This is a genomic window from Xenorhabdus sp. XBWT (assembly GCF_059072735.1).
In genome coordinates this window covers 3,036,264-3,059,374 of sequence record NZ_CM180990.1, presented here as the reverse complement: position 1 = coordinate 3,059,374, position 23,111 = coordinate 3,036,264, and the positions used below count along the sequence as shown (strand labels likewise).

Here is a 23,111-nt window from a genome sequence, read left to right as displayed (position 1 = left end):
TTTCGTCGGGGAGAACATTCCTCTATAATGTCTTCAGTTTCCCCTGAGGCATCAGTCAGGCTTTGCTTCTAAGATGAGAGAACCTATTATTATGGAAATTCTGCGTGGCTCGCCCGCTTTATCAGCGTTTCGTATTACTAAGCTCCTTTCCCAGTGTCAAGATCAGTGCCTTCCCGTTACAGAAATCTATGCAGAATATGTGCATTTTGCAGAGGTTAATCGTCCTATCACCGGAGATGAACGGGAAAAATTAAATCAATTATTAAAATATGGTCCCGCTTTAGCCGTGCGTGAGCCTAAAGGTCAACTACTGTTAGTCACACCTCGCCCGGGCACTATCTCTCCGTGGTCATCGAAAGCGACAGATATCGCTCATAATTGTGGGCTGAATACGATTGTCCGTTTAGAGAGAGGAATTGCTTATTATATCCAATGTATTGAAATGAATGATACTCAGTGGCAAACCTTATCCGCGTTACTGCATGATCGCATGATGGAGAGTGTATTCACTCAGTTTCAACAGGCTGAAGTGTTATTTTCTCACCAAGAGCCTACCCCATTGAAGCAAATTGATGTTTTGCAATTGGGGCGGGCAGCACTAGAATCTGCCAATATTGAATTGGGATTGGCTTTGGCGGCAGATGAAATTGATTATTTGGTGAAGGCTTTTCAGATATTGGAACGTAATCCGACAGACATTGAGCTTTATATGTTTGCGCAGGCGAATTCTGAACATTGCCGCCACAAAATTTTCAATGCAGATTGGGTTATTGATGGACAGGCCCAACCTAAATCACTGTTCAAGATGATAAAGAACACATTTGAACAGACACCAGATTATGTGCTTTCTGCTTATAAAGATAATGCGGCTGTAATGGAAGGCTCCCATGTTGGTCGCTTTTTCCCTGCCCTTGAAACCGGGATCTATGATTACCACCAAGAACCCGTCCATATCTTGATGAAAGTTGAAACTCATAACCATCCGACTGCGATATCACCGTGGCCGGGTGCTGCGACAGGTTCAGGAGGGGAGATCCGGGATGAAGGAGCGACAGGACGGGGTGCTAAACCCAAAGCTGGATTGGTCGGTTTTTCAGTATCAAATTTGAAAATCCCTGGATTTGAACAGCCGTGGGAAGAGAATTTCGGTAAGCCTGAGAGAATTGTCAGTGCCTTGGACATTATGCTGGAAGGTCCGTTGGGTGGCGCGGCTTTCAACAACGAATTCGGGCGTCCAGCGTTGCTGGGATATTTCAGAACCTATGAAGAAAACGTATATTCCCATAATGGCACAGAGCTGCGTGGTTATCACAAACCCATCATGCTTGCGGGGGGTATTGGAAACATTCGTGAAGAGCACGTTCGGAAAGGAGATATCCCGGTCGGAGCAAAACTCATTGTGCTGGGCGGGCCAAGCATGAATATCGGCTTAGGGGGCGGCGCAGCATCGTCAATGACATCAGGTCAATCCGATGCTGATTTGGATTTTGCGTCTGTGCAACGTGATAATGCAGAGATGGAGCGCCGTTGTCAGGAAGTCATCGATAGTTGCTGGCAGCTGGGAGACAAAAACCCAATTCTGTTTATCCATGATGTAGGTGCTGGTGGATTATCAAATGCCATGCCTGAGTTAGTCAATGATGGCGGTCGAGGCGGTCGTTTTGAGCTACGTGATATTCTGAATGATGAGCCAGGAATGAGTCCATTGCAGGTATGGTGCAATGAATCTCAGGAACGTTATGTTCTGGCCGTGGCACCAGAACAACTTACACTATTTGAAGAATTGTGCCGTCGTGAGCGTGCTCCTTATGCTGTGATTGGAGAGGCTACAGAAGAACGACATCTGTTGCTGAATGATAGACATTTCGAGAACCAGCCAATTGATATGCCTCTGGATGTTTTACTCGGCAAGACACCAAAGATGTTGAAAAATGTACAGGTTTTGCAAGCTCATGGAAAAAGTCTTGAGCGTAAGGGCATTGACCTCGCGGAAGCGGTAAAACGAGTCCTGCATTTACCTGCTGTTGCCGAGAAAACATTCCTGATTACAATTGGAGATCGTTCTATAACAGGCATGGTTGCCCGCGATCAAATGGTTGGCCCGTGGCAAATTCCTGTTGCGGATTGCGCTGTGACTACAGCCAGTCTTGATAGCTATTATGGTGAAGCCATGTCAATAGGTGAGCGCGCGCCAGTTGCATTACTGGATTTTGCTGCATCGGCACGCGTGGCTGTCGGGGAAGCGTTGACTAATATCGCTTCTGCCTATGTGCAGGATCTGAAACGAGTGAAGTTATCCGCTAACTGGATGTCAGCATCAGGCCATGCAGGTGAAGATGCGGGCCTGTATGCTGCGGTAAAAGCTGTGGGAGAAGAATTGTGTCCTGCGCTCGGCCTGACCATTCCGGTAGGCAAAGACTCTATGTCAATGAAAACCCGTTGGAATCAGGATGGAGAAGAGCGTGAAATGACTTCGCCACTTTCATTGGTTATCAGTGCATTTGCTCGTGTGGAAGATGTACGTTGCACAGTGACGCCAGAACTATCTGCGGAAGATGATAACGCATTGCTGCTAATCGATCTGGGGCAAGGACAGAATGCCTTGGGAGGAACCGCATTGGCTCAGGTTTATCGCCAGCTTGGTGATAAAACCGCAGATGTTCGTGATATTGAGCAACTAAAAGGCTTCTTCAATGCAATTCAGCAATTGATTGCAGAACAAAAACTGTTGGCTTATCACGACCGCTCTGATGGCGGCCTGCTGGTAACATTAGCAGAAATGGCTTTTGCCGGACATTGTGGGCTGCATGCTGATATCAGTGCTTTTGATGAAGATGTTTTGGCTGCTCTGTTTAGCGAAGAATTAGGGGCAGTGATTCAGATTCGGGAAACGGACAGGGAGCGGGTTGAGAATCTACTGGCAGATTATGGTTTGAGTGAAAACGTACACTATTTAGGTAAAGCTCAAACAGGCGATGATTTTGTCATTTCCAGTAAAAATATGGAAGTTTACCGTCAAAATCGCAGCACTTTGCGTTTATGGTGGGCAGAAACAACATGGCAGATGCAAAGTTTACGCGATAATCCTGAATGTGCTGACCAAGAACATCAGATGAAACAGGATGTGAACGATCCCGGTTTGAATGTGAAGTTATCTTTTGATCCTAGCGAAGATATTGCAGCCTGTTACATTTCGAAACAAATACGACCACGCGTTGCCGTGCTGCGTGAACAGGGCGTTAACTCTCATGTTGAGATGGCGGCTGCATTCCACCGCGCCGGTTTTGAGGCCGTAGATGTTCACATGAGTGATTTGTTGAGTGGCCGGATCACGCTTGAGCAATTCCAAACATTAGTCGCTTGTGGTGGCTTTTCATATGGAGATGTACTTGGTGCGGGTGAAGGATGGGCGAAATCCATTCTGTTTAATTCACGGGTACGCGATGATTTTGCGAATTTCTTTGCAAGGCCGGATACTTTGGCTCTTGGGGTGTGCAACGGTTGTCAGATGATGTCGAACCTGCACGAACTGATTCCGGGTACAGAGCACTGGCCTCGTTTTGTCCGTAACCGTTCAGAACGCTATGAAGCACGTTTCAGCTTAGTGGAAGTGGCAGACAGCCCTTCATTGTTCTTGACAGAGATGGTAGGTTCTCGTTTACCAATTGCCGTTGCCCACGGTGAAGGTCAGGTGGAATTCAGAAACAGTCAAAGTTTGCAGGAACTTGAAAAACACCAACAGGTAGCACTGCGCTTTGTGGATAACTACGGTTCGGTGACTGAAAATTATCCGGTAAACCCGAATGGCTCTGTCAATGGCATTACCTCAGTTACCAGCCTTGATGGTCGAGCCACAGTGATGATGCCTCATCCTGAAAGGGTATTCCGTACTGTCAGTAATTCTTGGCATCCTAAAGAGTGGGGAGAAGATAGCCCGTGGATGCGTATTTTCCGCAATGCGCGTAAACAATTAGGGTAATTTCTCATAATATCTTCTTCTGAAAAGGCTCTGAAAATTTATCAGAGCCTTTATTTTTAATCGATATATTTATTCCAACGCTAATTTTCTATCCTTCACGTGTACTTGACCTTATTGGTCTTAATTGGTCTGAGATCAAATCTTTTGTTATCACTGGATCTCACTGAACCAGGGAAACCCATTTCGTATTGAGATGTGCTGAAGTGACATCAGAAAAAAGAAAGAGCAGAGGGTATTTCGTCGTCGATTTGGCATTGTTGATGAATGTTATTATCATTGTCTCCATATTGCGACAATGTGACTCTCTGATGTCTCAAATAGGAGACATTTAATAGCATGATATTAATGATAAAATATCTAAATGTGGCTAAGTGTCATAAATTGACGACAAAAATACAGATCAGGCATCAGAAAATTTTAATTAGAAAAATAAATGAATATATTTATTTTTAAATTAACAATAAAATCAATGCATTAAAAAATATTTTACAATTTGGCACGCAATGTGCATAATACAGGCCAGTTGCTCATTCAATTTTTTATGTCGGCCCGCAATTAGGTGGAAACATGCCACATAAGCCCAGAATGATGCCGAAGTAAGGTGCCTACCGTCCAACTTAATGATACTCGCTTTCGGGCCTTATCAAACACAGGGCGACACGTGGAGTGAGGCACCACCTATATGCTATAGGTTCATCAGGTAGCATGAGGTTCCTCACTGGCGGGATAGTAAACAAAGTTACTATCCCGCCGTCATTATTACAGGTGACTCCTGTCCATCGTGTTTATGTACGTACCCGCATCACTTCAAATCATCCACTATTTTCAATTATTATTTTCAAGCGTTTTCAAAAAAGAAGAGAAAGAGTAACTTTAGAATTCATCATTTGGCAGACGTTCTTCTTCGTTTTATGCCAATTGGCATCAATGTAATTGCAGGTTATAAGATGATTTCTTTGAAAAAATGGCGTTTATTTCCGCGCTCACTGCGCCAATTGGTTGTAATGGCTTTCTGGCTAGTATTATTGCCATTATTGGTGTTGGCTTATCAGGCTTATCAGAGCCTTGACCAGCTCAGTACTCACGCCGCAGAAATCAATAGCTCTACTCTGGCGGATGCCCGTCGTAGCGAAGCGATGAGTGGCGTTGTCTTTGAGATGGAACGCAGTTACCGCCAATATTGTGTATTGGGTGATGCCAGGCTGGAGAAACTTTATCAACGCCAATATCGTCAATATACGAGTATGCTCGGCAATCAGATAACCATGCTGGGTAATACTGAATATACAAAAAAGTTTAACGAATTACTGGCAGGCTTGACCAAAATTTCCTGTAACAACGGTGTCCCAGAACCTACCTCATCCAAATTACTTGAAGAATTTTCTACCACTAATAATCTTCTGGTACAGGAAATCCGTAAGATCATTTTTAGTCGGGGTGAACAATTACAAAAAGATATTGCAGATAAAGGACAATTCTTTGGTTGGCAGAGCCTTATCTTATTCTTGCTAAGTGCATTCTTGATAACGCTATTTACACGCATGATCATCGGACCAGTGAAACGTATCGAACGGATGATCAATCGGTTGGGAGAAGGGCAGTCATTAGAAATTGAGTCCTTTAAAGGCCCGCGGGAATTGCGATCACTGGCACAGCGTATTATTTGGCTGAGCGAACGTTTATCTTGGCTGGAATCTCAGCGGCATGAATTTTTACGCCATATCTCCCACGAATTGAAAACACCTCTGGCAAGTATGCGTGAAGGTACTGAGTTATTGGCGGATGAAATAGCAGGGTCACTGACAGAAGACCAAAGAGAAATCGTGAGCATTCTGGATAGCAGTAGCAGGCATTTACAGCAGCTCATTGAACAACTGCTCGAATATAATCGAAAATTGGCAGATGGTGCCGCAGAACACCAGATTGTGTCTTTAAAAGAAATTGTGGATGGTGTTGTATTATCGCATCAGCTACCGGCACGCACAAAAAATATTCATACAGAAATTCAATTAGATATGGATATGTGCTGGGCGGAACCAAATTTATTGACAAGAGTGATTGATAATCTCTACTCCAATGCAGTGCACTATGGCGCTGAATCCGGTAACATCTGGATTGCCAGTCGGCAAGTGGGAAAAAATCTTCAGATCGATATTGCCAATACAGGAACGCCTATCCCTGAATTAGAAAAGAGTATGATTTTTGAGCCGTTTTATCAAGGAAAGCTCCAGCGAAAAGGGGCAGTGAAAGGAAGTGGACTTGGCTTGAGTATTGCGCAAGATTGTATTAAACAGATGAGGGGAGAGCTTCATTTGATAGAACCCGAATTTGCTGACGTATGTTTTCGAATTGAACTGCCATTAACCGCAGAGAATGATTAAATAATATGTATAACAGATTTATTTACCGCTTTATGACGAAGACGGAACAGCAGGGTATTGTGACTCAGCCGGTTTTGGCCCGGGTTCCGGTTTTACGTTTCCGTACCGTGTTGTTATTGCTCGTTCCCTATTTACTGGCTGGGTGTGCTAAAACGAGCGGAACAGATAAATTGGCAACAATTGCGGAATCTATTCTACCGGAGCAGCATGTCACGGATTACCGTTTTAAGGAGTGTGATGTAATCTGGGATATGACCAAACCAAAGGCACTGGAAAATGGGCTTTATTGGCTGAGATTTACAGATTGTACGGACCGGCTGTCTTCAGCAGATGCTCGTGAGATGGCAAAAAATTTCTCTCTGACTGATTGGGAACAGGTATTTAAACAGAGTATCCTGATTAACAGGGCTACGCCTGCATTAGCTGAACGCCGGAAAATTGTCGAAAACCTCAATCAGTATAGTGCCCAGTTTCCTGTCGCTTTGCGGCCATTATTACAATTGTGGCGTGAACAGCAATACTTGAAAATTAACCTTGCCGAAGAAAGAATTAAATTCCAGCGACTCCAACTCGACAGTGATAACAAAATAGATCGCTTAAAAGAGGTTCGGGCACGCTTAGAATATGATCTTCGCTCAATATCCCGCAAACTCGAAAATCTGACAGATATCGAACGCCAGCTTTCCTCCCGCAAACAAGATCAGAACAATGCTGCTACTTCCGGTGATATAGGTAACGTGAGTGACACAAACTCCTCATCCAGTAAATTGATATCGGAAGATAAATCGGCAACAAATCCGGAGCTTAAAACAGAAATTAACTCTCCAGAAGAAAAAGGAGCTGAATAATAATGACAGTACGCAATCCCGCCCATCTTCTCTTAGTTGATGATGATCCTAGCTTGTTAAAACTATTGGGAATGCGTCTGACCAGCGAAGGTTTCCGTGTCACGACCGTTGAGAATGGTCATGAAGCATTGCGAATGTTGGTGAAAGAAAAAGTGGATTTAGTGATCAGCGACTTGCGCATGGATGAAATGGATGGAATGGCATTGTTTGCTGAAATACAGAAACAACATCCTGGCATGCCAGTGATCATTTTGACCGCACATGGTTCCATTCCTGATGCAGTAGCGGCAACTCAGCAAGGCGTATTTAGTTTTCTGACCAAACCCGTTGATCGTGAAGCTCTTTATAAAGCCATAGATGAAGCACTGGAGCTATCAACACCCGCTGTAGATGGACAATGGAGCGAGCAGATTGTAACCCGCAGCCCTTTAATGTTACGTCTGTTGGAACAGGCAAAGATGGTGGCTCAATCGGATGTCAGTGTCCTGATTAATGGGCAAAGTGGAACCGGTAAAGAAGTGGTGGCTCAAGCTATTCACCGGGCAAGTCCCCGGGCGAAAAAGCCTTTTATTGCGATTAACTGCGGCGCTTTACCTGAACAGCTGCTTGAATCTGAATTATTTGGTCATGCCAAAGGCGCATTTACTGGCGCGGTCAGCAGCCGGGAAGGGTTATTTCTGGCGGCTCAGGGAGGAACATTGTTCCTTGATGAGATCGGTGATATGCCATTGGCGCTGCAAGTGAAATTATTGAGAGTTTTGCAGGAGCGCAAAGTTCGTCCGTTAGGGAGTAATCGTGACATAGACATTGATGTCAGAATTATTTCTGCTACTCACCGTGATTTGCCAAAGGCGATGCAACGAAGTGAATTTCGTGAAGATCTCTACTATCGATTGAACGTCGTTAACCTGAAAATCCCTACACTGAATGAACGTGCGGAAGATATTCCCCTATTAGCCAATCATCTATTGCGGGTATCAGCCAAACGTCACAAACCCTTTGTTCGCAGCTTCTCCACTAATGCGATGAAATGTCTGATGGCGGCAAGTTGGCCGGGTAATGTTCGTCAATTGGTTAACGTGATTGAGCAATGTGTTGCATTGACAACTGCTCCTGTAATCAGTGATGCGCTAGTTATACAGGCACTGGAAGGGGAAAATACGGCATTGCCGACATTTGTGGAAGCTCGTGGGCAATTTGAACTGAATTATCTGCGCAAATTACTGCAAATAACCAAAGGCAATGTAACACATGCTGCTCGCATGGCAGGGCGTAACCGGACTGAATTCTATAAATTGCTGGCCAGGCATCAGTTGGATGCCAGTGATTTTAAAGAATAACTTTTCGACCATTTCAAAAATTCTTACACTGAATAAAAATTGTATCTATCTAATATACCTAATGAATTTCAGATTGCAGCGCGGCACCAACGCTGAAATTTGAAAGACGAAGGGATAGATGCACTGTCTTGCTAAGACGAAGTAAGATAGATAGATGAATTATGGCCCAGGAGAGCCGCATTCTATGAGTCGTACTCTTAATATCGGTCTTGCCCAGTTAAATTGGCTGGTGGGAGACATCGAAGGCAACTGCGAGCGTATGTTGCAAACAGTCAAGGAACAGCAAGAAAAAAATGCTGATCTGGTTATGTTTTCAGAACTGGCACTGTCTGGCTATTTTCCTGAAGATTTACTGTTCCGTCCCGATTTGCATCAACGTTGCCGTGAACAATTGATACGTTTGCAGGAAGCAAGCTCTCAGGTCGCTATTTTAGTGGGGCATCCGTGGCAACAAGATGGTAAACTCTACAATGCCCTTTCACTGTTTTGGAAGGGTGAAGTTGTTGCCAGATATTTCAAGCAGTTACTGCCAAATTATGGCGTTTTTGATGAAGAGCGTTATTTCAAGGCGGGTAAGCAAAGCTGTGTAATACCATTTAAGGGTTATAATCTTGGTTTGTTGATTTGCGAAGACTTGTGGTTTGATGCGCCAATTGATGCCCTGAAACAAGCTGGTGCAGAAATTGTTCTGTCGATTAATGCTTCTCCTTATAATCGTGAAAAACCGAATATTCGCAGTACCTTAATTAAATCCCATTGCCAGCGCACTCAACTACCGATCATCTATCTCAATCAGGTTGGCGGACAAGATCAGCTTATCTTTGATGGTTGCTCAAAAGTTTTTGATACAAATGGTGAAATTACCCATCGTATGGCAGCGTTTGAAGAGCAGATTGAACAATGCCGCTTCAATGACATGAATATTGAACCGATGGCGAACCCTACACCTCAGCTGCCACTGCTTGAACAAATCTACAAGGCACTGGTGCTCTCTGTTCGTGACTACGTACAGAAAAATGGTTTCAAAGGCGCTTTGCTTGGCTTATCAGGCGGGATTGATTCTGGTTTGACACTGGCGATTGTTGTAGACGCGCTAGGTAAAGAGCACGTGCAGGCGGTTATGATGCCATTCCGCTATACCTCAGAGATGAGCATCCACGATGCCAGGGAACAAGCAGAAATGCTGGGTGTTGAGTTTGATGTGGTATCCATCGAACCTATGTTTGATGCGTTTATGGCGCAACTTGAACCGATATTCGCGGGAACAGAAAAAGATACAACAGAAGAGAATTTGCAGGCCCGCTGTCGTGCAGTTATTTTGATGGCAATGTCAAACAAACGCCGCCGCCTTGTATTGACGACCAGTAACAAAAGTGAATCAGCAGTAGGATACTCCACTTTGTATGGCGATATGGCGGGGGGCTTTAATGCGTTGAAAGATGTGCCAAAAACGATGGTATTTGCATTGTCCGAATACCGTAATACAGTATCTCCGGCTATCCCTCAGCGGGTAATAGATCGTCCACCTTCTGCGGAACTGGCACCGGATCAGCTGGATCAGGATAGTTTGCCGCCATATGACATGCTGGACGCTATCCTTGAAGGATATGTTGAAAAAGACAAAACAGTAGCTGATTTAGTTGCTGAAGGTTTTGATGAAGCCATTGTTCGCAAAGTGATCCGACTGGTTGATATAAACGAATATAAACGTCGTCAGGCACCTATCGGCCCACGCATTACCCAACGTGATTTTGGTAAAGATCGTCGCTACCCGATTACTTCTGGTTTCGGGCGTAAGAACTGGTAATAACAGGAAAACTTCATGAAAAAGATTGATGCAATTATCAAACCTTTCAAGCTGGATGATGTACGTGAGGCTCTGGCTGAAGTGGGTATCACTGGTATGACCGTGACAGAAGTAAAAGGGTTTGGTCGCCAGAAAGGACATACTGAGCTTTATCGCGGTGCGGAATATATGGTGGATTTTCTGCCAAAGGTCAAAATAGAAATTATTGTACCGGATGATATTGTTGATACCTGTGTCGAAACAATCATGCAGACCGCACAAACCGGCAAAATCGGTGATGGCAAAATTTTTGTTTTTGATGTTGCCCGTGTTGTGCGTATCCGCACTGGTGAGCAGGACGAAGAAGCGATTTAACTGAAATTCTGAAAAAAGTGATAACGGAAACATGGGTAATGACCCATATTCAAATGGGAGAGGAATATAAGTATTTCCAATTTGTAACCGTTATCACTTAATTTGTATATGAGGCTGTGTTAAATCACTTTATGTGGGCCAAAACTTTCATAGTGAATATGTTGTTCATCAACCCCCATTTCCAGAAGCTGTTTGGCGATATATTGCATGAAAGCGATTGGCCCACAGAAATAGAATTGCATCCCTTTTTCCGTTACCGAATCCCTTACAAGGGACAGATCCATAAATCCGGTGTATTGATAATCCACGCCTTTCTGATCCAGAGCACGTGGTTCACGATACCAAACCTGAGAATGGAAATTAGGCATAGACTGGGAAATTTCATTTACCTTATCTGAGAAAGCGTGATAACCGCCATGCTCTGCTGCGTGAAACCAATTGACTGTACCTGCATGACGCTGATGATGTAAGTGTTGCAGCATACTCATCATTGGTGTCAAACCAACACCGGCAGAAATCAGTGTAACGGGCGTATCATGCTGGACATCAAGGAAGAAATCACCGTGCGGCGCTGCCAGCATCACGACATCACCTTCTTGTAAGTGATTGTGCATATAGTTTGAAACCTTGCCCTGAGGTTCACGTTTAATTGCAATTTGGTAATGGGTTGCGTTTGGCGCTGTGGTCAGTGAATATTGGCGAATTTCGCGGTTTTCAAACGCAGGATTTTCCAGATAGACCCCTAAATATTGCCCGGGCTTATAATCCATAACTTTGCTGCCATCAACGGGCACAAATTCAAAGCTGGTAATGACATCACTCTGTGGCTGTTTCCGGCTGACACGGAATTGACGTAGACCACGCCAACCGCCTTCCTGATCTTCACCATCCTGATAAATTTCTTCTTCCCGATGGATAAAGACATTGGCTAACACATTGTAGGCTTCTCCCCAAGCGTTGAGAACTTCCTCACCGGGGTGGAACATTTCATCAATTGTTGCCAGAAGATGTGTACCCACAATTTGGTAATGTTCAGCCTGAATGTTCAGGCTGGTATGTTTATGGGCGATTTTTTCCACGGCGGGCAAGAGTGCCGACAAGTTATCAATATTCGAGGCATAAGCGCAAAGCGCGTTGAAAAGGGCTTCATGCTGAGCACCATTTATCTGATGGCTCATGTTAAAAATATCTTTTAATTCAGGATTATGTTTGAACATACGCTCATAAAAATGGGCAGTCAGTTTCGGGCCTGTAGAAACGATCAGTGGAATGGTGGATTTTATGGTGGTGATAACGTGACTATCTAGCATGGGAATCTCCTGAGTTTTCCTCAAATGACCTCGAAATCTATAAGATGTATTTTAAATGCAACTTATGGCATTTGGGAATACACCAAATAAAAAAAAGAAGATCATGTTGATTTAAACCAAAAATTCGAAAGGATCTTGTCTTTTTATGAGAATAAATTTTGATTAAGATCACAAATATTAGTGATAAATCTGAAATTGTTGATTTTATAGCTAGTTATTTAGCCGCAAAGAGGCCATCAACAAACAATGCAAACGTTTGCGTAAATTATCTTGTCAAGACTATCTCATTAGAGAAAAAGAGTTTACACTGTGTGACATTCTGGCCCTCAGGGGTAATTTTTAGTGATGTAGCTGAGTCAGGAGAACCAAATGTTAAAGCGTGAAATGAATATTGCGAATTACGATCCCGAACTGTGGCAAGCGATGGAACAGGAAGTTTGTCGTCAAGAAGAACACATTGAATTGATTGCCTCTGAAAACTACACCAGCCCAAGGGTTATGCAGGCTCAAGGATCTCAGCTCACTAACAAGTATGCGGAAGGTTATCCGGGTAAACGCTACTATGGCGGCTGTGAGTATGTCGATGTTGTTGAACAACTTGCGATTGACCGTGCGAAAGAGTTGTTTGGTGCAGATTATGCTAACGTCCAGCCACACTCTGGTTCTCAGGCAAATGCTGCGGTGTATATGACATTGCTGCAACCCGGAGATACTGTTTTAGGGATGAATCTGGCTCACGGCGGCCATTTGACTCACGGCTCTCCAGTCAACTTCTCCGGTAAACTGTATAACATCGTGCCTTATGGTATTGATGACAGAGGTAAAATCGATTACGACGATATCCGTACCCAAGCGCAAAAACACCAGCCAAAAATGATTATCGGCGGCTTCTCTGCTTACTCCGGTGTTGTTGATTGGGCGAAGATGCGTGAAATTGCCGATGAAATCGGGGCTTATTTGTTCGTTGATATGGCTCACGTCGCTGGTTTGGTGGCTGCGGATGTCTATCCAAATCCAGTTCCTCATGCCCATGTTGTCACAACCACAACGCACAAAACACTGGCTGGTCCACGTGGTGGCCTGATTTTAGCGAAAGGTGGTGATGAAGAGTTTTACAAGAAAATAAATTCTTCTGTTTTCCCCGGTTCTCAGGGTGGCCCGCTGATGCACGTTATTGCCGGTAAGGCTGTTGCGCTGAAAGAAGCGATGGAGCCTGAATTTAAGATTTATCAGCAGCAAGTCGCCAAAAACGCGAAAGTCATGGTAGAAGTGTTCCTGCAACGCGGCTATAAAGTGGTTTCTGGTGAGACTGAAAACCATCTGTTCTTGTTGGATTTGGTGGATAAAGACATTACCGGTAAAGAAGCAGATGCAGCATTAGGGCGCGCCAATATTACTGTTAACAAAAATAGTGTGCCTAACGATCCCCGTAGCCCGTTTGTAACTTCTGGTATTCGTATCGGCACGCCTGCTATTACCCGACGTGGCTTTAGAGAAGAAGAAACCCGTGAATTAGCTGGTTGGATCTGTGATGTGTTAGACAACATCAACGATGATGCGATGGTTGAAAGCGTTAGACAGAAAGTATTGGAAATCTGTGCGAAGTATCCGGTTTACGCGTAAATTGAAATAAAATATCGGTTAGCACTGTTTGGTTAATACCATTTACGTATCAGCGCTATTAGTCAGATATACCCAATGGATTTTAAGATGTATTTCGACGGCAAGAGAGCGAACCTTCAAAAGCATAGTGAACCGTATGTTGATAAAAACGGTGACTGGGGTGAGTGAGTGTAGCCAACAAAGCGGCGTCTTGAAAGACGAAGGTTATAATATCAGCGTGATCAAGTAGTGCTATCGATAAAAGTGCTATCGATAAAATGGAAACCCGACTCATGATGTCAGTCCTGAGCGGGTTTTTTGCATTTGAAAAATGGAGGCATTTGGATGGCTGTTCCATCGACATTTTGGCTAGGGTTGGGTTATTTCACTTATTTTTTTTCTTTCGGCATATTCCTGCCATTCTGGTCTGTTTGGTTAAAAGGCGAAGGTATTGAACCTTCAATGATAGGAATATTGCTGGGTGCTGGATTGATCGCCCGCTTTATCGGCAGTCTGGTCATCTCTCCTATGGTAAAAGATCCATCCAAATTAATTAACGCATTGCGTTTCCTCTCATTATTATCGTTACTTTTTACTATTGGTTTTGTATTTGGCAGTCACTGGGCATGGATTTTCTTTGTCATGATAGGTTTCAATTTATTTTTTTCCCCCTTAATGCCTTTATCGGATGCTCTGGCGGGAACATGGCACAAACAATTTACTTTTGATTATGGCAAGGTAAGGGTCTGGGGTTCGATTGCGTTTATTATTAGTTCCTCGCTAACGGGCATATTAATGTCTGCCAATGGAGTCAGTTTCTCAATCGATAGCCTTGATTTTGGCTGGAGTATGTCATTTGACAGACTTAATGGTTGGATTGGTAGTGATTTGTTTGGTACACATCATATTGTTCTCGCTTTTTTGATTTTCAGCGTCACCGGAATGCTATTGGGTATGATGCTAAAGCCTTCTATTATGCCTGTCGGCAAAATTAAAACAGCAAATACCAATGCAGTATCTTTTAAAGAGCTTCTGTCTGAAAAATCTGTATGGCAATTTTTAGTGTGCGTGACTTTATTACAAGCGGCACATGCAGGTTACTACAGTTTTGGTTCCATTTATTGGGAGAAAGCGGGTTATTCTTCATCAACCATTGGTTATCTTTGGTCATTGGGAGTGGTTGCAGAAGTTGTCGTTTTTACATGCAGTAATCAATTATTCCGCCGCTGGAGTGCGCGTAATCTATTGTTACTATCCTGTATTTGTGGCGTGTTTCGTTGGGGATTGATGGGAATATCTACCGAATTATATGCTTTAATCATTATTCAGATTTTGCATTGCGGTACTTTCACTGTTTGCCATCTGGCTGCAATGCGATTTATTGGTGCCAGAAGAGAAAACGAAATTATTCGGTTGCAGGCAATCTACTCCGCTTTGGCGATGGGAGGCGGTATTGCAGTCATGAGTATAGTTGCCGGTTTCATGTATGAACGCATGGGCGGTGGCATATTCTGGGTTATGGCATTGGTTGCTTTGCCGGCATTTTTTCTGCGGCCAAAAGTAGAAGCCCATGCGCATTAATTAAATGCGAAAATGATAAAAGGGCATTAACAGGGATTTTTAGGCCACAGACAAACTCCGTTTAAAACAACGGAGTTTTTTATCATAAGAATATTGTCTAAAAATATGGTGGATGATGAAGATCCACTCACTCACCTTGCACTCTGCAAATAATCAACAACACTAATAAATGACCCGTTTTTATTATTCTATCCCCAGAGCTGGATGGAACTGGCTCTTTATCGCTTTCTGGAGGTGAATACCATGCTAAAACGTAAGTACCTGACTCAGCCTGAGATAGAGATTCTGCTCAGGGAGTTGGGCAAGCATGCCCATGCGGAACGTAATATATGTATGATGTTTATGTCTTTTATTCACGGATTTCGAGTTTCTGAACTGTTGAGTCTGAAACTGTCGGATGTGGATTTGGATGGCAGAAGCCTGCGGGTACAGCGGCTGAAAAACGGCTTTTCCACCATTCATCCTATGGTACAACGTGAAGTCCAGCTTATTCGTCACTGGTTGGTATATCGACAGAATTATTTATCAAAAGCCCCGCCACACCAACAATCCGGGGAAGAGGCAGACTGGTTGTTTCTCTCCCGCAATGGTCAGCGCATGTCGCGGCAGCAGATGTATAAAATCATCCGGCAGACCAGCCAGAAGGCCAGATTGTCGATTTGCGCGAATCCGCACATGTTGAGGCATGCCTGTGGTTATGCACTGGCGGACAATGGTGTCGATACCCGTTTGATTCAGGACTATTTAGGCCACCGTAATATTCGTCATACTGTCCGTTACACTGCGAGTAATGCGGGTCGCTTCGAGACGATATGGGATCAAAAAGGAAAACGCGCTTACTTGACAATTAGTACCAAACTGTCAACTAAGGAGGATTTATCCAAAAAAACAAGATTGATAGACAAAATGACCACTGAAGATTGATCAATGCAGGGAATTACTCTTTCGATATCGAATACTATGTAAAGGGGGGAAAATAAATAGAAAAATCAAGCAGAAATAAATTGACTGGCATCGTCAGGAAAGACAAAAAACAAGGAAAATTTATTAGTTAAGAATCAATAAGCTGAGTTGATTTTTGCCGATGGAGAAAAACATAAACTAAAGTTAAGAAGAGACATTTTAGGTGACTTGACAGTTTGGTACTAATTGTCAATTCATCTGGTGGATAACAACACATGTGGATAGCAACACCGCTCTGGGATGAGTCAATAGCACTGACGTCTGAGACGTCCGTCGAGGATAATGTTGATTCAGAAGGTTGATAAACATGCTAAAGAAACAAGATAAGCAGTGGACAGATAAACAGCGGCATCGCCTCAAGCAAATGGCATGGATAAATATTTTTGCGCAAGTGGCCTTTCCTGTGGCGGGAGCGTTTACTCCCGCATTGGCGATAGCCAAAACAGAACATGTTGCACAAGAAATACAGCATCATCAGCAAATCGGGTCTTACCGTCTGATGGCTGGCGAAAGTGTCAAAACCGTTGCCAAGCGGCACGGCATGACTGTTTCGGCGCTGAAAAAACTGAACCAGCAACGGGCGTTCAACAAGCCGTTCTCCGCGCTGGGGGCCGGCGATGAGATTGAAGTGCCTCATACCAGCACGGATAAGTTACTGTCGGAGAGCCTGACACGTGCATCGGCCGTCAGCCAGCCTGAACACGGCAACACCGAACACTGGCTGGCAGGAGCGGCTTCCCATGCCGCCGGTATGCTGAAAAGTGGCAACATCGTGGACAGCACCAAAAACCAGTTACGCGGCATGGCACTCAGTGAGACCAATCAGACGGTGCAGAACTGGCTGCAACGCTACGGCACGGTCAAAGTGCAGGCCAATGTGGATGACCGCGGGCGACTGGAGGGAAGCCAGTTTGATATGCTGTTGCCGCTTTATGACACCGAAAAACAGATGGCCTTTACCCAGTTTGGCCTGCGCCATATTGACAGCCGCACGACTGCCAACGTCGGGCTGGGGCAGCGCCATTTTCTTGATGGCGCCCTGTTAGGCTACAACGCGTTTCTTGACCACGACATTACCCGTGACCATACCCGTTTTGGCGTCGGGGCAGAATACGCCCGTGACTTTATGAAATTCGGGGCGAACGGCTATTTTCGTGCCAGCGGCTGGAAAGACGGCAAGAAACTGCACGATTACGAAGAGCGCCCTGCCAACGGGTTTGACGTTCGGGCAGAAGGCTATATTCCGTCCTATCCGCAATTGGGCGGCAAACTTATCTATGAACAGTATTTCGGGGATGAAGTTGGTTTGCTGAGCGAAAAGCGCCGGCAGAAAAACCCTGCCGCCTTTACGCTGGGCGCCAATTATACCCCCATTCCATTGGTGACGTTAGGGCTTGACCGCCGGCAGAGTGCCTCCGGCGGCGGGGAAACTCTGTTTAATTTCGGTCTGAACTATGAAATCGGCACCCCGTGGTCAAAACAGGTAGATCCCGATGCCATGGCCTTTAAGCGCAGTCTGCAAGGCGGACGCTATGATTTAGTGGAGCGCAATAACCAAATCGTGCTGGAATACCGTAAAAAGCAACTGATACGCCTGATGATGGAAAACCAGATAAGCGGGCGCGGCGGAGCCGTGATACCGCTGAATGTCAATGTCAGCGCCAAGCACGGCCTGAAAGAGATTGTCTGGGATACTGCGGCGCTGGTGGCCGCCGGCGGCAAGCTGGAAAATGCCAGTGCCCGTACTGCCGGTTTTGCGGCTGAATCCGTGCGTGGCGGCACCCATTACTTGCTGACCCTGCCGCTGTATCAGGAAAAAGGCAACAACACCTACAGTCTGTCCGGTATTGCCTATGACACACAGGGCAATGCGTCTGAGCGGATGGAAGCCCAGATTATGGTAGTGGCATCCGCCGTCAATCCGGGTGGCTCCGGCTTTGAACCCGCCAACAAATCCATGGTGGCTGACGGCAAGAGCCAAACCATTATCCGCCTGAAACTGACGGATAATGACGGAAAGCCGGTCAGCGGCGCGGCGGGCAATATCACGTTTGGCGAGGATAAAAGCCTGCTCACTGGCAGCGGCAAGGACAAAGATCCCGTACTGGGGAGTGAAATCCGCGAAGTGCCGGCAGGCAGCGGCATTTATGAAATCACTGCCACTGCGGGCACCAAGAACGGTAAATGGAGCCTCACACCAACAGTGGACGGACATGCCCTGACCCCGACAGTGGTTGATTTTGGGACGTCGCTGTCAGAGATGATTGATACGGATAAAACTGAATTTAAACCGGCAAACGGGACACTGAATCAGGAAGGAGACAGTACTGAGATTATCCTCAATCTGAAAGGCAAGGATGGCAACCCCATCACGGGTGTGGCAGATAAAATCAGGCTGACTGATGACAAAAGTGAGTTGTACGGTCAGGCACCCAACCCGACATTGGGTGACATCCGCGAAGATCCGCCCGGTAGCGGCACCTACAAGACCAAAGTGACTGCGGGCAAGAAAAAAGGCATCTGGACATTCACCCCAGTGGTGGATGGCAAAGAGCTGAAACGCACCCACATGACTTTTGGACAGTCACTGGCGGACATTGTGGATACCCAATACTCAGCCTTTACCCCGGCCACCAACGTGCTGACTGCCAACAATGAAGACAGCACCATCATGACCCTGCACCTGAAAGACAAGGATGGTAAACCCATTCCGAACGCCAAAGACAGTATTACGTTCGAAAACAATGGTGACGAGTTGACGGGCGACGGAAAAAACAAGCCGACTATCGATAAAGTGTGGGAAGAGCCGGAAAACAGCGGAATTTACAAGGTGAAAGTCAAGGCGGGTGACAAAACAGGCCAGTGGAAAGTCATCACTAAGATAGACGGTAAGCCACTGGAGACGCCGACCGAAATCACTTTCGGCACCTCAATCGCGGATCTGATAGATCTTAACAAATCTGAGTTTATTCCGGAAAAAGGCAAATTGCCGAATCAGGGGGATACCACCGTTATCCGGCTGAACCTGAAAGACATCAATGGTCATCCGGTCACTGGCGTGGAAGACCATATCAACCTGATACCGGATAACCATGAGCTGTACGGCAAGGGGGAAATGCCCACTCATGGCAAGGCCACAGAAGTGCCGCCGGGCAGCGGGATCTATGAAGTGCCCGTCACTGCCGGCGAAAAGCAGGGACAATGGGTTCTGACACCAGAGGTCTTCGGTAAGAAAATGAAACGTCCGGCTACCGTTGACTTCGGGCAAACACTGTCAGAAGCACTGGATTCTCAAGGTTCCACCGTTGCACCGACGGATGGCAGCAATGCCCTGCCTGCGGATGGTATCTCCACTAAAAAAATTCGCATTGAGCTGAAAGATAAGCAAGGCCATCCATTGACTGGTGCGAAAGACAGTATCAGGGTAGCTGGTATTGGTGGGCTTAAAGGAGAGGGCAAAGATCCGCAAATAGGTGAAATCAGGGAAGTCTCTGAGGGAATTTATGAAACTATTATTACCGCGGGTAATAACACTGGTAACTGGACGCTGGTTACCACCGTGGACGGCACGGATATGAAGAAAGAGACAGTGCTTGAGTTCGATACGCTTAATGCTCCTTCGATCAGTCAATTAATCGTGATCGGCAACATGGAATTGGGCGGGCAGCTAAACGCGACTTATCAGTTTGAGCCTAATGGCGGGAATGATGACGACCATTCGTTCTTTGTCTGGGGTGCAGAGAATACTACCGCGGAGAAGGCGAAGTCGCTGGCCAAGGCTGCTGATATCAAAGAGGGAAAACTGTCCCGGATTCAAGTCACCCAAGAAGGATTAATGCAGTTTGGCAATGTGACAAAAAGAGGCAAAGTACCTGTTTATACTATTCCGCCAGAGGCCAACGGCAAGATACTCGAATTGTCAGTACTGGCGGCTAATGCGGTAAACATTGGGGAAAGTACCGTCAACACGGTGGTATTACGTAAAGGAGAACCCGGTAATCAGGTCAAGGGCGGCAATAATCAGGGGGGAGTGGCTGATCCGAGCGCCAAACCGAGCATCGACAAGATTGTCTTGAGCGGTGATTTGGAAATCAATAACCCCCTGACAGCGACCTATACCTTTAATGATAACGGCGGGGATGCGACAGATAATTCCCAGTTTGTCTGGCATGACAAGGAAGAAACGCCACAAGATTTTCAGCCAGTACCGGACACATCCGGTATCCTGACGAAAAATCTGGTACAGGACGATGCCGGGAAAACCATCGCCATTACGGTTAAGCCCATTAATGGTAAGCAAGGTACCGGGGAGCTTAAAATGGTGGATACAGGCATCAATGATCCCGACATTAATAAAACCGTATCCAAGGGGGGAAAACCGGGGGCTATCCTTGACCCTGCGGCTAAGCCCGCCATAGAGGATCTGATGCTGAGTGGTAAACTGTACATTGATGAAGTATTGACCGCAAATTATACCTTTAACCCCCAAAATGGCGATATCACAGATAACTCTGAGTATGTCTGGAAACGTTTTAAACCCGGATCAGTTCAGCGGGAAGATGTATTGGATCCAGAAGCCAAGGGAATTGTAGACGGGAAAAAAATCCCGAGTGGAAAAATAACTTCCTATACTCTGGGGAACGATGATATCGGTAAACTGTTAGAACTCACCATTACACCGAAGAACAGCCTTAATGGGACTGGCGAACCTGTCGTGATCAATACAGGGCTGGATAATTCTGTGCTTGAAGGCGGAGACAGCCAAGGTGGCATAATTAACCCAACCTTGGGACCTATCATTGAAGGATTAACCATTAACGGTACGTTGGAAATGGGGAAAACCCTTACCGGTTCGTATATCTTTAAATCTAATGGTGGGGATGACAAGGATAATTCGATTTTTGCCTGGGGTATCAAATATTCGGCATCCGCTGATCCGAATGCCCCTAAGTCACCGGAAGAGTCAGTATCCGATTTAGGTCAGGATCCGGGCCATGTTATTAAACCAGATAAGAGTGAGTCGGTGCCTGAGTATACTCTGCAACCCGAAGACAGTGGCCGGATTATTCAACTCGCGATGGTTCCCCGTAACATATTAGGTATACGCGGTGAACAAGTTGCAACGGATACCAAACAGGAAACCCAAAAAGGTACTGTCACGGGCGGTAACTCGGATGGCACCATAAAAGGTGTTGCGGGTGATTTCGGGATAACCTCAAATAAAACTGAAGAGGATGCCGATGGCACTCCAGCGGTTAAAGTGAAAAATACTAACTCTGATCCTATTAAGCTCACCATCAATACTACAGGAGCAGATGGAAAATCCGTTGGCGGTGTGCCTGTGACCATTAAGATGACCGCCATGAACCGTCAAAAAGCTTCGGACAAAGCCACGGTAAAATTGGATGCGCAAAAAGGAAAACTGGAGGATAAAGACAATGCTTACAGTGGTTATACAGACGAAAAAGGTAATCTCGTTATCAATGTGACAGATCCTAACGGTATTGGAACAAGGACAACGCTTTCAGTAAAAGTTAATGACGGAGCCAATCTCCCACCCAAAACATGGGATGTTATTTTTACCGTGATTACCAGCCCAGATACGGATAGGGCCAACTATTGGGGACATATGGAGGAAACGATTAAGATTGGTAATTATTCATTCTATCGGCCACATTTGAGTTCGGAGATGCGGGCTGGAGGAATAAATAATTCTGAAATAGCTAATACGTATAATAATCATGAATCATGGGGCAGAATAAGATGGAATAGGACAAGTAATTATTGCCAGAAGACCTTTAATGCGTCTCTGCCAACTATTGCAATAGCAAGAGAATTGGCTGAACATAATTTAAGTACTCCCCAAAATAATTTGTATACTGCATATGGCTGGCCAGTTAATAATACTGCCAATTACCCTATCTGGACTTCAGAATATGCTCCACAGGCGCCAGCCAATATAGCCGTTGTAAACTTAGTTAATAATATTACTGGGCATAGTGGCAGTAGTAATTCCGACGGTGGCGGTCTGTATATTCCTATTTGCCGCAAATAAAAATCTCATAAAAATTTCAGGGCACTTTAATTGCTGCCCTGAAACCGACATTACTCAAATCATATTTATTTTATAATTAACGAATTAACGTTTCAGTGCTTCCGTTAATTCTTCGCGCATGTGAGACAAAATGTCTTTAACAATACGCGGACTGCCTGCAACGATGTTGCCGGAGTTGATATGGTTATGACCACCGACGAAATCAGTGACGATACAGCCGGATTCACGTACCAGCAATTCTCCGCCCATGAAATCCCATGGTTTCAGACCAATCTCGAAGAAACCATCTACACGTCCGGCAGCAACATATGCCATATCCAGTGCCGCAGAACCTGTACGACGGAAGTCTGCACAGCGGTCAAATAATTTACCCAGCACATTCATGTAAGGGATAGTGTGCTGTTTTGCTTTGAACGGGAAACCAGTAGCAAGAACAGTACCTTCCAGATCGCGGGCCTTAGAACCACGCAGGCGATAACCGTTCAACTGAGCACCCTGACCACGTGTTGCGCTGAACAGTTCATTACGCATTGGATCGTAAACCACGGCCACTTCAGTGCGGCCTTTAATGCGCACGGCAATAGAAACAGCAAAATGTGGGAGACGTTTAATAAAGTTGGTGGTGCCATCCAGTGGATCGATAACCCATTGGAAATCGTCTTCTTCACCTAAATGCTCACCGCTTTCTTCGGTGATAATAGTGTGTTTAGGGTAAGACTTGCGAATAATGTCGATGATCAGCGCTTCTGCTTCACGGTCAACATTGGTGACGAAATCGTTACTGCCTTTTTGGCTTGCCTCTACGGCATCAGGGGTTTCGTAGCTCTTGGCAATATAGTTGCCGGCTTTACGCGCTGCGCGTATAGCAATGGTTAGCATCGGATGCATGGG

13 protein-coding genes are annotated in these 23,111 nt (G+C 45.3%); 10 read left to right on the top strand and 3 right to left on the bottom strand.

The features are described 5' to 3' along the window. Positions 1-91 precede the first annotated feature (91 nt). The 6 genes from purL (at position 92) to glnB (ending at position 10,709) form a co-directional block, all read left to right on the top strand. Positions 92-3,979 (top strand): phosphoribosylformylglycinamidine synthase, encoded by a 3,888-nt coding sequence (gene purL / locus AC5JQI_RS13200; RefSeq protein WP_493914677.1) that lies wholly within the window; start codon positions 92-94, stop codon positions 3,977-3,979. A gap of 947 nt (positions 3,980-4,926) precedes the next feature. Next, positions 4,927-6,360 (top strand): sensor histidine kinase, encoded by a 1,434-nt coding sequence (locus AC5JQI_RS13195; RefSeq protein ID WP_493912493.1) that lies wholly within the window; start codon positions 4,927-4,929, stop codon positions 6,358-6,360. Positions 6,361-6,365: 5 nt separating this feature from the next. After that, positions 6,366-7,208, top strand: coding sequence for a two-component system QseEF-associated lipoprotein QseG (gene qseG, locus AC5JQI_RS13190; protein ID WP_493912492.1), 843 nt, complete (start codon positions 6,366-6,368; stop codon positions 7,206-7,208). Between the two features lie 2 nt (positions 7,209-7,210). After that, positions 7,211-8,548 carry a two-component system response regulator GlrR gene (glrR, locus tag AC5JQI_RS13185; RefSeq protein WP_493912491.1) on the top strand — a complete coding sequence of 446 codons (1,338 nt, stop codon included), beginning with the start codon at positions 7,211-7,213 and terminating at the stop codon, positions 8,546-8,548. Between the two features lie 184 nt (positions 8,549-8,732). Further along, positions 8,733-10,355 carry an NAD+ synthase gene (locus tag AC5JQI_RS13180; RefSeq protein WP_493912490.1) on the top strand — a complete coding sequence of 541 codons (1,623 nt, stop codon included), beginning with the start codon at positions 8,733-8,735 and terminating at the stop codon, positions 10,353-10,355. A gap of 15 nt (positions 10,356-10,370) precedes the next feature. Further along, complete coding sequence (glnB, locus tag AC5JQI_RS13175) at positions 10,371-10,709, top strand: nitrogen regulatory protein P-II (protein ID WP_049584201.1); 339 nt, start codon at positions 10,371-10,373, stop codon at positions 10,707-10,709. 119 nt (positions 10,710-10,828) lie between these two features. Here the strand turns inward: glnB and hmpA are convergent, their stop codons facing one another. Further along, positions 10,829-12,019: an NO-inducible flavohemoprotein gene (gene hmpA / locus AC5JQI_RS13170; RefSeq protein WP_493912489.1), complete on the bottom strand. Its 1,191-nt coding sequence runs from the start codon at positions 12,017-12,019 to the stop codon at positions 10,829-10,831. Positions 12,020-12,388: 369 nt separating this feature from the next. Here hmpA and glyA point away from each other — a divergent pair, with 369 nt between their 5' ends. Next, the gene (glyA, locus tag AC5JQI_RS13165; protein ID WP_493912488.1) at positions 12,389-13,642 is read left to right on the top strand and encodes a serine hydroxymethyltransferase; all 1,254 of its coding nucleotides are present in this window, start codon (positions 12,389-12,391) and stop codon (positions 13,640-13,642) included. 82 nt (positions 13,643-13,724) lie between these two features. Here glyA and AC5JQI_RS13160 read toward each other — a convergent pair whose 3' ends face one another. Next, the gene (locus tag AC5JQI_RS13160; protein WP_493912487.1) at positions 13,725-13,916 is read right to left on the bottom strand and encodes a hypothetical protein; all 192 of its coding nucleotides are present in this window, start codon (positions 13,914-13,916) and stop codon (positions 13,725-13,727) included. A gap of 50 nt (positions 13,917-13,966) precedes the next feature. On the opposite strand from AC5JQI_RS13160, the gene AC5JQI_RS13155 reads away from it, so the two are divergent. The 3 genes from AC5JQI_RS13155 (at position 13,967) to AC5JQI_RS13145 (ending at position 22,220) form a co-directional block, all read left to right on the top strand. Next, a complete protein-coding gene (locus AC5JQI_RS13155; protein ID WP_493912486.1) occupies positions 13,967-15,202 on the top strand; it encodes a 3-phenylpropionate MFS transporter in 1,236 nt (411 codons plus the stop codon). A 243-nt stretch (positions 15,203-15,445) separates the two neighbouring features. Then, on the top strand, positions 15,446-16,126 hold the full coding sequence (locus AC5JQI_RS13150) for a tyrosine-type DNA invertase (protein WP_493912485.1): 681 nt from the start codon (positions 15,446-15,448) through the stop codon (positions 16,124-16,126). A gap of 346 nt (positions 16,127-16,472) precedes the next feature. Continuing rightward, a complete protein-coding gene (locus tag AC5JQI_RS13145) occupies positions 16,473-22,220 on the top strand; it encodes an inverse autotransporter beta domain-containing protein (RefSeq protein WP_493912484.1) in 5,748 nt (1,915 codons plus the stop codon). Positions 22,221-22,304: 84 nt separating this feature from the next. Here AC5JQI_RS13145 and suhB read toward each other — a convergent pair whose 3' ends face one another. After that, positions 22,305-23,108 carry an inositol-1-monophosphatase gene (gene suhB / locus AC5JQI_RS13140; protein ID WP_237386066.1) on the bottom strand — a complete coding sequence of 268 codons (804 nt, stop codon included), beginning with the start codon at positions 23,106-23,108 and terminating at the stop codon, positions 22,305-22,307. Between the last annotated feature and the right edge of the window lie 3 nt (positions 23,109-23,111).

Excerpts from the sequence above, each read along its gene's own strand:
- hmpA (WP_493912489.1), bottom strand. The coding sequence starts at position 12,019 with ATGCTAGATAGTCACGTTATCACCACCATAAAATCCACCATTCCACTG.
- AC5JQI_RS13195 (WP_493912493.1), top strand. The coding sequence starts at position 4,927 with ATGATTTCTTTGAAAAAATGGCGTTTATTTCCGCGCTCACTGCGCCAA.
- suhB (WP_237386066.1), bottom strand. The coding sequence starts at position 23,108 with ATGCATCCGATGCTAACCATTGCTATACGCGCAGCGCGTAAAGCCGGC.
- AC5JQI_RS13145 (WP_493912484.1), top strand. The coding sequence starts at position 16,473 with ATGCTAAAGAAACAAGATAAGCAGTGGACAGATAAACAGCGGCATCGC.
- glrR (WP_493912491.1), top strand. The coding sequence starts at position 7,211 with ATGACAGTACGCAATCCCGCCCATCTTCTCTTAGTTGATGATGATCCT.
- AC5JQI_RS13180 (WP_493912490.1), top strand. The coding sequence starts at position 8,733 with ATGAGTCGTACTCTTAATATCGGTCTTGCCCAGTTAAATTGGCTGGTG.
- qseG (WP_493912492.1), top strand. The coding sequence starts at position 6,366 with ATGTATAACAGATTTATTTACCGCTTTATGACGAAGACGGAACAGCAG.
- AC5JQI_RS13155 (WP_493912486.1), top strand. The coding sequence starts at position 13,967 with ATGGCTGTTCCATCGACATTTTGGCTAGGGTTGGGTTATTTCACTTAT.
- glyA (WP_493912488.1), top strand. The coding sequence starts at position 12,389 with ATGTTAAAGCGTGAAATGAATATTGCGAATTACGATCCCGAACTGTGG.
- AC5JQI_RS13160 (WP_493912487.1), bottom strand. The coding sequence starts at position 13,916 with ATGAGTCGGGTTTCCATTTTATCGATAGCACTTTTATCGATAGCACTA.
- AC5JQI_RS13150 (WP_493912485.1), top strand. The coding sequence starts at position 15,446 with ATGCTAAAACGTAAGTACCTGACTCAGCCTGAGATAGAGATTCTGCTC.
- glnB (WP_049584201.1), top strand. The coding sequence starts at position 10,371 with ATGAAAAAGATTGATGCAATTATCAAACCTTTCAAGCTGGATGATGTA.
- purL (WP_493914677.1), top strand. The coding sequence starts at position 92 with ATGGAAATTCTGCGTGGCTCGCCCGCTTTATCAGCGTTTCGTATTACT.